The organism is Rhizobacter sp. (assembly GCF_046595475.1).
Lineage (GTDB): Bacteria > Pseudomonadota > Gammaproteobacteria > Burkholderiales > Burkholderiaceae_C > Rhizobacter.
The window spans coordinates 130,571-143,788 of sequence record NZ_JBKJOQ010000122.1; the positions used below are offsets into that span (position 1 = coordinate 130,571).

16 protein-coding genes are annotated in these 13,218 nt (G+C 63.4%); 9 read left to right on the top strand and 7 right to left on the bottom strand.

Features of this window, described 5'->3' with window-relative positions:
* Positions 1–2: 2 nt before the first annotated feature.
* From AC30QB_RS22295 to AC30QB_RS22315, 5 genes are read right to left on the bottom strand one after another with little or no spacing between them, the layout of a single operon-like run.
* The gene (locus tag AC30QB_RS22295) at positions 3–644 is read right to left on the bottom strand and encodes a pilus assembly PilX family protein (protein ID WP_489548472.1); all 642 of its coding nucleotides are present in this window, start codon (positions 642–644) and stop codon (positions 3–5) included.
* The gene (locus AC30QB_RS22300) at positions 641–1,819 is read right to left on the bottom strand and encodes a PilW family protein (protein WP_489548473.1); all 1,179 of its coding nucleotides are present in this window, start codon (positions 1,817–1,819) and stop codon (positions 641–643) included. Before AC30QB_RS22300 ends, AC30QB_RS22295 begins: the two co-directional genes overlap by 4 nt.
* Before the next feature lie 2 nt (positions 1,820–1,821).
* The gene (locus AC30QB_RS22305; protein WP_489548474.1) at positions 1,822–2,223 is read right to left on the bottom strand and encodes a type IV pilus modification PilV family protein; all 402 of its coding nucleotides are present in this window, start codon (positions 2,221–2,223) and stop codon (positions 1,822–1,824) included.
* Between the two features lies 1 nt (position 2,224).
* A complete protein-coding gene (locus tag AC30QB_RS22310; protein ID WP_489548475.1) occupies positions 2,225–2,839 on the bottom strand; it encodes a GspH/FimT family pseudopilin in 615 nt (204 codons plus the stop codon).
* Entirely contained in the window at positions 2,830–3,318 is a 489-nt protein-coding gene (locus tag AC30QB_RS22315; protein WP_489548476.1) for a type IV pilin protein, read from the bottom strand. Before AC30QB_RS22315 ends, AC30QB_RS22310 begins: the two co-directional genes overlap by 10 nt.
* Before the next feature lie 238 nt (positions 3,319–3,556).
* On the opposite strand from AC30QB_RS22315, the gene AC30QB_RS22320 reads away from it, so the two are divergent.
* From AC30QB_RS22320 to AC30QB_RS22345, 6 genes are all read left to right on the top strand, one after another.
* Positions 3,557–4,384 carry an ABC transporter ATP-binding protein gene (locus AC30QB_RS22320; RefSeq protein WP_489548477.1) on the top strand — a complete coding sequence of 276 codons (828 nt, stop codon included), beginning with the start codon at positions 3,557–3,559 and terminating at the stop codon, positions 4,382–4,384.
* On the top strand, positions 4,381–5,163 hold the full coding sequence (gene mlaE, locus AC30QB_RS22325; protein WP_489548478.1) for a lipid asymmetry maintenance ABC transporter permease subunit MlaE: 783 nt from the start codon (positions 4,381–4,383) through the stop codon (positions 5,161–5,163). Before AC30QB_RS22320 ends, mlaE begins: the two co-directional genes overlap by 4 nt.
* A 14-nt stretch (positions 5,164–5,177) precedes the next feature.
* A complete protein-coding gene (gene mlaD / locus AC30QB_RS22330; RefSeq protein WP_489548479.1) occupies positions 5,178–5,672 on the top strand; it encodes an outer membrane lipid asymmetry maintenance protein MlaD in 495 nt (164 codons plus the stop codon).
* Complete coding sequence (locus tag AC30QB_RS22335) at positions 5,672–6,457, top strand: MlaA family lipoprotein (protein WP_489548503.1); 786 nt, start codon at positions 5,672–5,674, stop codon at positions 6,455–6,457. Before mlaD ends, AC30QB_RS22335 begins: the two co-directional genes overlap by 1 nt.
* Positions 6,458–6,598: 141 nt before the next feature.
* Entirely contained in the window at positions 6,599–7,219 is a 621-nt protein-coding gene (locus tag AC30QB_RS22340; protein WP_489548480.1) for an MlaC/ttg2D family ABC transporter substrate-binding protein, read from the top strand.
* Between the two features lie 2 nt (positions 7,220–7,221).
* Positions 7,222–7,515 carry an STAS domain-containing protein gene (locus AC30QB_RS22345; protein WP_489548481.1) on the top strand — a complete coding sequence of 98 codons (294 nt, stop codon included), beginning with the start codon at positions 7,222–7,224 and terminating at the stop codon, positions 7,513–7,515.
* Positions 7,516–7,524: 9 nt separating this feature from the next.
* Here AC30QB_RS22345 and AC30QB_RS22350 read toward each other — a convergent pair whose 3' ends face one another.
* Both AC30QB_RS22350 and zwf read right to left on the bottom strand, forming a co-directional pair.
* Positions 7,525–8,394: a MurR/RpiR family transcriptional regulator gene (locus AC30QB_RS22350; protein WP_489548482.1), complete on the bottom strand. Its 870-nt coding sequence runs from the start codon at positions 8,392–8,394 to the stop codon at positions 7,525–7,527.
* Between the two features lie 88 nt (positions 8,395–8,482).
* Positions 8,483–9,928, bottom strand: a complete 1,446-nt coding sequence (gene zwf / locus AC30QB_RS22355; protein ID WP_489548483.1) for a glucose-6-phosphate dehydrogenase — start codon at positions 9,926–9,928, stop codon at positions 8,483–8,485.
* Between the two features lie 135 nt (positions 9,929–10,063).
* Between zwf and tal the strand changes: the two genes are divergently transcribed.
* From tal to AC30QB_RS22370, 3 genes are read left to right on the top strand one after another with little or no spacing between them, the layout of a single operon-like run.
* Positions 10,064–11,014, top strand: a complete 951-nt coding sequence (tal, locus tag AC30QB_RS22360; protein ID WP_489548484.1) for a transaldolase — start codon at positions 10,064–10,066, stop codon at positions 11,012–11,014.
* Positions 11,011–12,606, top strand: a complete 1,596-nt coding sequence (pgi, locus tag AC30QB_RS22365; RefSeq protein WP_489548485.1) for a glucose-6-phosphate isomerase — start codon at positions 11,011–11,013, stop codon at positions 12,604–12,606. Before tal ends, pgi begins: the two co-directional genes overlap by 4 nt.
* On the top strand, positions 12,603–13,217 hold the full coding sequence (locus tag AC30QB_RS22370; RefSeq protein WP_489548486.1) for an HAD family hydrolase: 615 nt from the start codon (positions 12,603–12,605) through the stop codon (positions 13,215–13,217). Before pgi ends, AC30QB_RS22370 begins: the two co-directional genes overlap by 4 nt.
* Position 13,218 lies beyond the last annotated feature (1 nt).

The following is a 13,218-nucleotide window of genomic DNA, read 5'->3' on the forward strand; positions in this document are numbered from 1 at the left end:
TGCTACAACGCGAATGTTGATTGGAAGTACGCCTGCGTATTGCGCGGCCCGTTTGCGCGAATGCTCAGTCGGTAGACGATCTGGTTCTGCTGCGGCATGGCGTGACCAGTTCCTGAGCCCGTCGGTATGTCCGCACTGCCGTCGTCTTTGGCGGCGCCGCTGGCTACAACGCATGCACTGGCACCGAGCAAGGTCTCGTCGCCAGCGCTGGAGCACAGCCGGTCGATCACATAGCGGATTTGAACGTTCTGGTCTGGGAGGTCGATGTCGTTGGCGATGTTGCCCACGACACCGAAGGCGGTAGTCGTCAGCAGGGCGAGCGGGATGCCCTTTTCGTTGCTAACGAGCATTTGGGCGCTGTAGTTCTGCGCCTGAAGGTTTTGGGCCCGAACGGCGGGTGTCGAGAGTGCTCCGCTGGTGCCGAGAGCGGTCAAGACCTGCGTGGCCGCGCGTTCGCTTTGGTTCTGTAGATCCTTCTTGAACGCGATGTTCCCGGTGTTGAACAGGGTCGTGTTGAACGATCTCACGAGCGCGACAGCGCCGATCATGAGCACCAGCAGCGCGATCAAGGCAAACAAAAGGACGACGCCGCGTTGTGCTCGATTGGATCGGGTCATGATGGTGTGCCGGTTGATGTTCTTCATGGCTGCTCGTACAGCATGTTGCGAAGGGGTATGGTCATTTCGACCGTGCGATAGCGGTAATGCATTTCTTCCGCCGTGAACGTGCGGGTTCGCTCACCTGGCAGGCCACTGAACATCGTCACGCTGCCGGGCTGGTCGATCGGGTCTCGCTCGCGCAGTGAAGAGCGCAGGATCACGGCGACTCGCACGGCGACGACGCGCCTCAGGTTGATCAACGCAGCGGCAGAGCCGGTGTTCAGCTCTGCGGCGGTGAAGGGTGGTGCACCTGGATCGGCCCAGTCATCGCGTGTGCGGTTGGGGTTGGTAGTGAGGGTGGTGCCGTAAATAGCCCGCATCTCGATCACGCCGTCAGCCAGGGGGACGACCCCGTCATCACGCAGCAGGTCGAAGCTCTGCAGCCTCGCGCTGGCATCAGCGGCGAACATTTGAAACTGTGGCGGGTTGCCCGTGGCGTTGCCAAGCTGGATAGCCAACGTGTCATTGCCAGCACCGAAACTGCTCGGGCTGACCGTTTGCCCCGCCGCTGTGTAGTAAGAGCCTGCACTCGGGGCTCCGCTGAAGGGCAACTGGGTGGTGGCCGATCCCGCAAAGCCGTTGCGAACCTGCTCGATCAGGCAACCGGCCGGCACGGTGTTGTCGGCCAGCAGAAGCATGTCGCCGCCTCGCCAGCCCAATGTATTGCCCAGCTGCAGGCCGGCGACTGTCACACTCGCGGCGGCTACGGCCTGCGGCCACTCCCCCATTCCGGAAGTGCCGGCGATCACGGTCACAACGTCGCCACCGGCGCCCGCGGCTCCCTGCTCGATCAGCACCGGGATCAACCGGCGCGCCCTGGTTGCCGCTGGAATGCCGTCGAATGGTGCGGGATAGTTGCCGGCGTGAGGCAAGAGAACCGTACCGTTCTCCGAGGCGTTGATCAGGCAGCCAAAGGCCTCGTCCGAGCGCTGCGCAAAGCCGCTGCCGGCATTGCGGATGTAGCGATCCATCACGAAACCGGAATAGATAGCGCTCTGGTTGGCGTCGTTCAATGCGGTGCCAGTGCGCCTGCCATTTCCGAAATTCACCATCACGCTGGTGATGGCAACGGTGACGATGAGGCCGATGGCCATCGCCACCAGCAGCTCGATCAGCGAGAAGCCGGCGTTGCGCTCGTGCCTGAGTGGGTGCATCTTCATGGCTAGAGGCTCAGCTGGGTCACGTATTGGTTTTGCGTACCACTGGTACCAGGGGCCCGCCACTGGATCGTGACGGTGGCCACATTGCCGGCTACCGACACGGTTCCTTGGCCGCCCGGCAGGCCGCCGGCAGACGGTGTTACCACACGCAATTGCCACGCGTCGGTGACGGTTGTCGGCAGGTTCAGGGTTTTGAGGGTGTACATCTCGGTGGTGATCTCGTTCGCGAGCAAGATCGCGCGGCCGCTGTCTTCTGCACTGACCGAATATTGCATCGCGCGCGCTTGAAGCCCCACGATGCCCAGCAGCCCGAACGAGCAGATCAGCAGGGCAACCAGCACTTCAATCAGAGTGAAACCTGTTTGAGCGCGTTGAAGCCGACGGACGGAGAAAGGTTGTGGCATGTCAGCACCCATCAGGTGAAGTGGCGAGGGAGCGCAAGGGGTCACACATGCGGACCTGGCCGCCCAAGCCCACAGTCACTCTTAAAGCGCGCGCATCGGCGTACGCAGGCAGCGTCAGATCGAAGGGGGGGACATTGGCCGCGTCGCAAACGGCATTGGTGACACCGGTTCCGGTGGGCCCGCTGTCATTCGGGTTCGAAATCAGTCGTCCATTGGAGTTGAAGCACAAAGCGATGGGGCCTGTGACGGTGACCCCCGACGCGACATCGGCCAGCGCGCCACCCTGGATGAACTCGGGTTGGGTGTCGTCAAACCGCGCGACGGTTTGTACGGACCAGTTTCGCCCATTCGCTGCCGCACTAATGCCCATGACGGGTTGCGCATTCGTCAAGAAGAACACTACTTGCCGATTGCGCCGTAGCGCCTCTGTTTGTGCGGTACGCACACCGTTCTGCAGCGCGTCGGCTGCTGTCCGTACGCGTGCGTTGCGTACCCATTCACCGAATACCGGCACGGCCAGGCCGAACAGGACGGCCATCAGCGCGATGGTCACCAGCAGTTCGATCAGCGTGAAGCCGTGCGGTCTATGCAAAGCGGACGAACGTGTCAGTTGCATGCCTGCCCCCGCCTGAGAATCCAGCATGGGGAGTTGTTGGCGCCCCATCCCGTCACACCGACAGTTCGCGTGATTCGTACGTCAGCCTGATCCACCGTAAAGACAAAGCCGCTGGTGGGCAAACTGCCAGTGGCCATCAGCAGGTAGGCCGCGGCGGTAGGTGCGCCGTCGCAAGTGATCACAAAGGTGCCGAAGGTGCGCGGCCTCGGGTCGACCGAGGCGCACGGTGGAAGAAGCGCACCCACGGCCGCGTAGGTGCGGTTGTCCTGGTAGTACCGCTCCATGTTGGCGCGCAGTGCCGAGAGCCCATTCGAAGCTTCAACCAACTGGCCGCGCAACACATAGTCGCGATACTGCGGGAGCGCAATGGCCGCCAGGATGGCAATGATCGCCACCACGATCATGATCTCGATGAGCGTAAAGCCTCGCCCCGACATGGGTGAGCCACGGCTGATGGTGCGGTTGGGGGTCGTTGTCATGCGATTTGCCTGATGGGAAGAAGGCCGGTAAGGCGGGCTGATCCTGGGGACGGGACTTGACATGGATGCAGACTATCAGCGCGAAACCTGGTTGCGGCACCCCGTGCGACGAACGGACGAGCGAACCAGATCGACGGCGCAGAACGTGAAATGCATCACCGTCTTGTTGTCGAGTTGCAACCACACGCTTCGCCTATCATCCGGCGACCCGCAAGACGACCTGACCGTCCCGAGGCTCATGACCGCCCTCAACAAAACCGGCCCCGACACGCCCCTGATCGAACTCCGCGATGTGACCTGCGGATACGACGAGCGCGTCATTCTCGAAAGCGTCAACCTCAGCGTGCCACGCGGCAAGGTGCTCGCGTTGATGGGCACTTCCGGTGGCGGCAAGACCACCGTGCTGCGCCTCATCGGCCGCCAGCTCGAGCCCCTGACGGGCCAGGTACTGCTCGACGGCGTCGACATGGCCACCCTGGACGAACAAGGCCTCTACGCCGCCCGTCGCCGCATGGGCATGCTGTTTCAGTTCGGCGCCTTGTTCACCGACCTGTCTGTCTTCGAGAACGTTGCATTCCCGTTGCGCGAGCACACCAACCTGGCGGAGGCGATGATCCGTGACCTGGTGCTGATGAAACTCAACGCGGTGGGCCTGCGTGGTGCGCGTGACCTGTTGCCGTCGCAGGTCTCCGGTGGCATGGCCCGACGAGTCGCGCTGGCGCGCGCGATTGCGCTCGACCCCGATCTCATCATGTACGACGAGCCGTTTGCCGGCCTCGACCCTATCTCCATGAGCGTGGCCGCCACGCTCATCAAAGACCTCAACCACGCCTTGGGCGTGACCAGCATCGTGGTGTCGCACGACGTGGACGAAACCTTTCTCATCGCCGACCACGTGGTGTTCCTGGCCAATGGCCGCATCGCGGCACAGGGCACGCCAGCCGAAATGCGGGCCAGCGAAGACCCCTTGGTCAAGCAGTTCGTCGGCGGTTTGGCCGACGGGCCGGTTCGTTTTCATTACCCCGCCGTGCCGGTGGCTGAAGACTTCGGGGTGGGCGCGCGATGAACTGGCTCAACCCTGCCGAAGTGGGCTTTTCGGTGCGCAGCAGGCTGGCCGATGTGGGCGAAGGCGCGCGTCTGTTCACGCGTCTGGTGGCCTTGGTCGGCCCCACCTTTGGCCGCCTGCGCCTGGTGGTCGACCAGCTTTTCTTCCTGGGTAACCGGTCGCTGTCGATCATCACCGTGTCAGGCTTGTTCGTTGGATTCGTGCTGGCGCTTCAGGGTTACTACACGCTGCAGCGCTACGGCTCGGCCGAGGCAGTGGGCTTGCTGGTGGCGCTGTCGCTGGTGCGTGAGCTTGGCCCCGTGGTCACCGCCTTGCTGTTTGCCGGCCGGGCCGGTACATCGCTCACTGCTGAGATCGGCTTGATGAAAGCCGGCGAGCAATTGGCGGCGATGGAGATGATGGCCGTCGACCCGGTCAAGCGCGTGCTCGCGCCGCGTTTCTGGGCCGGCGTGCTGGCCATGCCGCTGCTGGCCGCGGTGTTCAGCGCCGTGGGCGTGCTCGGGGGCTGGGTGGTGGCGGTGCCGCTGATCGGCATCGACCCGGGCAGCTTCTGGTCGCAGATGCAAGGCGGCGTCTCAGTGTGGGCCGACGTGGGCAATGGTGTGGTGAAGAGCATCGTGTTTGGCTTCACGGTAACCTTCATCGCGCTGCTGCAAGGCTACAGTTGTCGGCCCACCCCTGAGGGCGTGTCCGCGGCCACGACGCGCACCGTGGTGATGGCATCGCTGGCAGTGCTGGCGCTTGATTTCGTCTTGACGGCGATGATGTTTTCGATTTGATGGGAGCGACGGCGATGCAAAAATCTCGTCACGATGTATGGGTCGGTTTGTTTGTGTTGATCGGCTCGGCGGCGGTGCTTTTCCTGGCCCTCAAGGCGGGCAATTTGTTAACGCTCAACTTCGATGAAACCTACGCGGTCGCCGCGAAATTCGACAACATCGGTGGCTTAAAGCCGCACGCTGCGGTCAAAAGCGCTGGTGTGGTGGTGGGGCGGGTCGAATCGATCAGCTTCGACGACAAGAGCTACCAGGCTCGCGTGATGCTGCAGCTGGAAAAGAAGTTTGTCTTCCCCAAGGACAGCTCGGCCAAGATCCTCACCGCGGGGCTGCTGGGTGAGCAGTACCTGGGCCTGGAGCCCGGCGCCGCCGAGAAGAACCTGGTCGCGGGTGACACCATCACGCAGACCCAGTCGGCCGTGGTGCTGGAAAACCTCATCAGCCAGTTTCTCTTCAACAAGGCGGCTGACGCTGGCGCTTCGACCGCTGCACCTGGCGGAGCCAAGAAGTGATGCGAGGGCTGAGCGCGTCGTTGTTGATCGCGCTACTGGTGTTGCTGACCGGCTGTGCCACCACGGCGCCAGGCGCCTCCCTTACGCGATCGCAGCAAATCGACCCCTGGGAGAGGTGGAACCGCAAGGTCTACGCGTTCAACGATTCGCTTGATCGCACCGTGCTCAAACCTGCGGCCACGACCTACACGAAGGTGGTACCTCAGCCGATCAGGCGCGGGGTGAACAACTTCTTCGGCAACATTTCCGACGTGTGGTCGGCGCTCAACAACTTCCTTCAAGGCAAGCTCGCCAACGGACTGCAAGACGTGATACGTGTCGGCACCAACACCCTGTTCGGCCTTGGGGGGTTTCTCGACGTGGCCAGCGAGTTCGGTGCTGACCGGCAGGGCGAAGACCTGGGGCAGACGCTGGGCTATTGGGGCATGGCGCCGGGGCCGTACGTGATCTGGCCGGTGCTCGGGTCTTCCACGTTCCGCGATTCATTGGCCTTGCCGCTCGACGCCCAGGTGTCGCCTGCGCTTGCGGTCACCGCAGAGGCCGGTAAGTACGCCATCACCAGCCTGCAGGTGGTCAACACGCGTGCCAACCTTCTCGGCGCCAGCGGCCTGCTGGACGACATTGCGCTCGACAAATATGTGTTCGTGCGAGATGCGTACTTGCAGCGACGCCGAAGCCTGGTGTTCGACGGCGACCCGCCCGAAGAAAAGTATGAAGAGGAAGATGCCCCCCCGCTGCGAGCGCCTGCGCCGGCAGCATCCGCGGCCTCGCAGCCCAAGCCCTGAGGCGGGTGTTCCATTGTTGCTGCCATGTAATGCTGCCAACCGCGGGCCTGCCTGGCGCGTTATGAGTTGAACTCATCGATTCGAGTGACCTCCAATGCCTGGTGGTGACCCCCCGGGCTCGCGAACTGAAAGGAAAACAGAATGCTTCGCCAACGTTTCATGTCATGGTTTTCAGCTGCTGCTGTGTTGATGGCGGCGGTGGGTGTGGCCCAGGCCCAGCAGGCACCCGATGCCCTGGTCAAGCAGGTGTCGTCTGAGGTGCTCGATTCGGCCAAGGCCGACAAGTCTATTCAGGCCGGCGACGTCAACAAGGTGATGCTGCTGGTCGAGGCCAAGGTCATGCCGCATGTGAACTTCCAGCGCATGACCTCGTCGGCGGTGGGGCGCTATTGGCGCCAGGCCACGCCCGACCAGCAAAAGCGTCTGCAAGACGAGTTCAAGACCCTGCTGGTGCGCACCTATTCGGGCGCCCTCGCCCAGGTACGTGACCAGACTGTGCAGCTGAAGCCCATGCGTGCCGCCGCAGCCGACACCGAGGTCGTCGTGAGAACCGAGATCCGCGGCAAGGGTGACCCCATCCAGCTCGATTACCGCCTCGAGAAGGGCGACAGCGGATGGAAGATCTACGACGTGAACGTGCTGGGCGTGTGGTTGGTGGAAAACTACCGCAACAGCTTTGCGCAAGAGATCAGCTCCGGCGGCATCGACGGCCTGATCGCCAAGCTGGCCGAGCGTAACAAGGCAGCGGCAGGCAAGAGCTAATCATGCTGGTGCTGCCCGCTACCGTCACCACACAGGAAGCCCGCGACACGCAGCGCATGCTGTCGCAGGCCCTGCAGCAAGAGATCAAGACGCAGAACGACCCCCTTGTCACGGTTGATGCGTCGGGCTTGCAGCAGTTTGACTCCGCGGCCTTGGCTGTGCTGCTGGAGTGCCAGCGTCTCGCTCAGGCGTGGGGCAAGGGGTTTGCGGTGCGCAGTGCGCCGCCGAAACTCGCAGAACTGGCGCGCCTGTATGGCGTCGATGCTTTGCTGATGCCGGCCGAGCCGGTGGCTTGAGCCTTAGGGCTATTCCTGCGGCGTGTAGCGCTTGCTGCGCAAGTTGCGCTTGATGTCTTGCAGCGTGGCGCGCAGCTCTTTGCCTAGGCGCAGTGCCACGCCGGTGGTCAGGATGTCGATCACCACCAGGTGCAGTAAGCGAGACACCATCGGGCTGTAGCGGTCGAAGTCTTCCGGGTGGTCGACGGGCAGCAAGATCTGCTGCGTGCCGCTTTGCCCCATCTGTGCCAGTGGTGAGCCGCTCGCCGTGATGAAGATGGAGGTAGCCCCCTTCTTGCGAGCGATTTCGGCCACGTCGATCAGGTCTCGGCTTCGGCCTGAGTTCGAGATGATGACGATGCAGTCACCCGGTTGCAGCATGGTCGCGCTCATCACCTGCACATGGCTGTCGCTGATGGCAGCCGCGTTGACGCCGAGGCGAAAGAACTTGTGCTGCGCGTCTTGCGCGACGATGCCCGAGTTGCCCACGCCATAGAACTCGATGCGACGGCCGGCCTTGCCCGCCGTGGCCAGCGCCGTCAGCGCGCGCTCGAAGGCGTGGCCGGCGGCGTCGTTGCGGTACTTGAGAAACGCGCTCACTGCGTTGTCGATCACCTTCACGACGATGTCGTTGGGCTTGTCATCTTCATCGACTGCGCGGTGCACGAAGGGCACGCCCTCGTTTACGCTGCCTGCCAGCTTGCGTTTGAAATCTGTCAGGCCGTCATAGCCCACGCTGCGGCAAAACCGCACGACGGTGGGCTTGCTCACCTGGGCGCGTACCGCCAGCTCGACCACCGGGAGAGCGGTGAAGCTGCGGGGGTCTGCCAGCACGAGCTTGGCGACGCGTTGCTCGGCGGGAGGCAGGGCGGGAATGGAGGCCCGTATGCGGTCGAGCATTACAGGGCCGCGGCGCGGTGCCGCCCCAAAGCAAGGCCCACGCTCCTTGGGGGAGCGGCCCATGTACCCATGGGATGAGGGGTGGTCATCACTGTTCTTCGGACCATGCGTAGCCGTCGCGTGCAACGAGCGCGCTCGCAGCCGCAGGCCCCCAGGTACCCGCGGCATAGGGGCGAGGGCCCGACGTGTCCTTGCTCCACGCATGCAACACCGGCTCTACCCAGCGCCATGCCTGCTCCTGCTCGTCACTGCGCACAAAGAGGTTGAGCCGCCCAGCAATCGCATCGAGCAGCAAGCGCTCATAGGCGCCCACGCGGTTCTCTGCGAAGGCCTTGTCGAAGTCGAGGTCGAGCGACACCGGCGATAGCATCTCTTGTTGCCCCGCGCCCGTGGCGGCGAGCAAGTGCAGCTCCAGCCCGTCTTCCGGTTGCAGCTTGATGACGAGCTTGTTCGGCTGGTTGTGCCCTGGGAAGATGCTGTGCGGCATGGGCCGGAAGTTCACCACGATCTGCGCGTCGCGCGCGGCCAGCCGCTTTCCGGTGCGCAGGTAGAAAGGCACGCCGGCCCAGCGCCAGTTTTGCACTTCGGTGCGCAAGGCCACGAAGGTCTCGCAATGGCTGTTGGCCGGCACTTTTTCTTCCTGCAGATAGCCCACGGCCGGTTTGCCGGCGGCGTTGCCAGCCCGGTACTGACCGCGCACCACGTCGCGGGTCACGCTCTCGTTGGTGAAGGGCTTCAACGAGCGCAGCACCTTGAGCTTCTCGTCGCGGATGGCGTCAGCGTCGTAGCTCGACGGTGGCTCCATCGCCACCATGGTGAGCAGCTGCAGTGCATGGTTCTGGATCATGTCTCGCAGCGCGCCGGTGCGGTTGTAGAAGTCGCCGCGCGTGCCCACGCCCAGGCCTTCGGCCAACGTGATCTGGATGTTGGCAATGCTCTCGCGCCGCCACAGCGGCTCGAACAGTGCGTTGCCAAAACGCAGCGCCATCAGGTTCTGTACCGAAGGCTTGCCCAGGTAGTGGTCGATGCGGAAGGCTTGGGTTTCGCTGAACACCGAGCGCACCACGCGGTTGATCTCTTGCGCACTGGCGAGGTCATGGCCCAGCGGTTTCTCAAGCACCACGCGAATGCTCGGGCCATTGAGCCCGGCGGCGCCCAGCTGCTCGCAGATCTGAGGAAACAGGTGGGGGCTGGTCGCGAGGTACAGCACCGCGGTGTCGGCATCGCGCTCTTCGAGCCACGACTTGAGCTTGCCGTAATCAGCCGGCTGCGACAGGTCCATGCGCTTGTAGTGCAGCAGCTCGGCGAAGCGGGCGAACTCTTCATCGCTAGGCCGCTTGGGGCCCTCGACTTCCTGGAAGCGTTCTTTCAGCCAGCCGCGGTACTTGTCGTCGGTCTGCTCGTCACGTGCCACCGACAAGATGCGCCCGCCGGCCGGCAGCTTGCCGTGGCGAAAGGCCTGAAACAGCGCGGGCATGAGCTTGCGCCAGGTGAGGTCGCCGGTGCCGCCAAAAAAGACCAGATCGAAAGACATGCAGGGCCGTGAATGTAATTTAGTTTCATCAGAATGATGCCGAAGTTTCTTGGTTGCGTCAAACCGTTTCCGCGTGACCCAACGGGGCATGCGCTCGGGTTCTAATGGCGCATCGCTGCTGCATGCGCCCTCACCATGAACCAACTCGAGCAACTCAAACAGTTCACCACCGTGGTGGCGGACACAGGCAACTTCAAGCAGCTTGGTGCCTTCGCGCCGCGCGACGCCACTACCAACCCTTCTCTCATCTTGAAAGCGGTACAACAGCCCGAGTACGCACCCTTGCTCGCTGAAACCGTGGCGGCGCACCGCGGTCGCCCGCCTGAAGAAGTGGTCGACGAAGTGCTGGTGCGCTTCGGCCGCGAGATCCTCAAGGTGGTGCCGGGTCGCGTGTCTACCGAGGTCGATGCGCGCCTGAGTTTCGACACCGCCTGCACGGTGCAGCGCGCGCGCCGCATCATGGCCTTGTATGAGGCGGCGGGCATAGGCCGCGAGCGCGTGCTGATCAAGATTGCCGCCACCTGGGAAGGCATGCAGGCGGCGCGTATCCTGGAACGCGAGGGCATTCATTGCAACCTCACGCTGCTGTTTTCGTTCTGCCAGGCCGTGGTCTGCGGTGATGCGGGCGTGCGGCTCATCTCGCCTTTCGTGGGTCGCATCTACGACTGGTACAAGAAGTCTGCAGGCCCTGCGTGGGACGAGGCTGCAAGCGCCGGGATCAACGACCCCGGGGTCAAGTCGGTGGCGCAGATCTATACCTACTACAAGAAGTTCGACATCGACACCGAGGTGATGGGCGCGAGCTTTCGCAACACCGGACAGATCGTGGCGCTTGCGGGTTGCGACCTGCTCACCATCAGCCCCGAGCTGCTCGCGCAGCTGCAAGCCAGCGAGGCCCCGATGGCCCGCGCGCTTGACCCCAGCGCTGCGCACGATGCGCCTGTGCACGCGATCACCTACAACGAGGCAAGCTTTCGCTACGCACTCAACGAAGACGCGATGGCCACCGAGAAGCTGGCCGAAGGCATACGCGCCTTCGCGGTCGACGCGGCCAAGCTCGACAAGATCATCGTGGGCCTGAAGTGAGCGCGCAGCGTTGTGACCGCACTGCAGCCTGGGCGGCGCTGCGGGGCCACTACGAAGCGCACGGCAGGGGCTTCGATCTGCGAGAGGCGTTTGCCCGCGACGCTGGGCGCTTCGAAGCTTTTGGGGTGCAAGCGCCCGAAGTATTCGCCGACTTGTCGAAGAACCTGATCGACGTCGCCACACGGCGTTTCTTGCTTGACCTGGCAGCGGAGTGCCAGGTCGAGGCGCATCGCGATGCGATGCTGCGCGGCGACGTGGCCAACATCACCGAAGGCCGCGCCGTGCTGCACACCGCGCTGCGTGCGCCGCGAGGCGAGGGCTTGTTCAGCACCGAAGTGCATGAGGTTCTTGACCGCATGTTGGCCTACGCCGAGACGGTGCGCGACACCGCCAAGAGCGGTATCCGCCACATTGTCAACATCGGCATCGGCGGCAGCGACCTGGGGCCGCAGATGGTGGTGCCGGCGCTTGATGCTTTTTCGCATCGCGGCCTCACCTTCCACTTCGTCTCCAATGTCGATGGTCACGACATCACGCCTGTGCTGCGCGGCTTGAACCCGGCCGACACTTTGTTCGTGATCGCGAGCAAAACGTTCACCACGCAAGAAACACTGGCCAACGCGCAGGCGGCGAAAGCCTGGTTTCTGGCCCACGGCGGCACCGACACGCACAAGCATTTTGTCGCCACGACCACCAACGTGGCGGCCGCGGCCGAGTTTGGCATCGGCACCACCTTTGGTTTTTGGGACTGGGTGGGCGGCCGCTACTCGCTGTGGTCGGCCATCGGCTTGCCGATTGCGCTGGCCATAGGCGCAGAGAACTTCCGCGCGATGCTCGGCGGCGCCCACGAGATGGATCAGCACTTCGCGCAGGCGCCGCTCGCGCAAAACCTGCCGGTGCTGCTGGGCCTGTTGGATGTCTGGTACCGCAACTTTCACGGTTTTCCCAGCCGCAGCGTGGCGCCCTATCACCAGGGCTTGAAACGCTTGCCGGCTTATCTGCAGCAGCTGGAAATGGAAAGCAATGGAAAGCGCGTCGACCTCGCCGGCGAGGCGCTGCCGTTCGCGACCAGCCCGGTCGTTTGGGGCGAGCCGGGCACCAATGGCCAGCATGCCTATTTCCAAATGCTGCACCAGGGCACCGACGTGATCCCGGTCGAGTTCATCCTCGTCAAGCGGCCCACGCATCAGTTGCACGACCTGCACACCAAGTTGCTCGCAAACGGCTTGGCCCAGAGCCAGGCGTTGATGCTGGGCAAAAGCACCGCGCAGGCGGCGGCCGAGAAAGCGCCTACCGCGTCTGCTGCGCTCGATGCGCAAACGCTAGCGCGCCACCGCACCTTCCCCGGCAACCGGCCCAGCACCACCTTGCTGCTGGACCAGCTCACGCCACGCAGCCTGGGCGCATTGATCGCCTTGTATGAGCACCGCGTGTTCGTCAGCGGTGCGGTTTGGGGTATCAACAGTTTCGACCAATGGGGTGTGGAGCTCGGCAAAGCCTTGTGCAACGACCTGTTGCCGCGTCTTTCGTCTGGTGATACAGGCGGGCTCGATGCTTCCACCGCAGGCTTGATCGAAAGGCTACGCGCGTGAAGAAGCACATCGTGTTCGACTTCGGCGGCGTGGTGTTCCAGTGGCGCCCGGCCGAGCTGCTGCGACGTACCTTGCCCCAGCGTGCGGTAGACGAAGCGGCGGCCGAGCAGCTGGTGCTCGACTTCTTTCAGAACTACGAAGGCGACTGGGGCCGCTTCGACCGCGGCACGATTGAAATCCCAGAGCTGGCCCCGTTGATTGCACAGCGCCTGGGCTTCGAGCTGGGCGAGGTGCAGGCGGTGATCGAGGCCGTGCCGGGCGAGCTGGCGGCGCAGAAGGCCACGGTTGATCTGCTGCACCGATTGCACGACCGCGGCCACCGCCTGTACTTCTTGTCCAACATGCCTGAGCCCTACGCCGTGCATCTGGAGAACACCCACGCCTTCTTTTCGCGTTTCACCGACGGTGTTTTTTCTTCGCGCGTGAAGCTCATCAAGCCCGAGCCGGCGATTTTCGAGCTGGCCATCAGGCGCTTCGGCATCGAACCGTCACAGACGGTGTTCATCGACGATGTGGCCAGGAATGTCGAGATGGCGCGTGCAAAGGGCTGGCACGCTATTCAGTTCATAGACGCAGAGCAGGTCGAGGCAGACCTGGCGGCTCTGTCTTAGC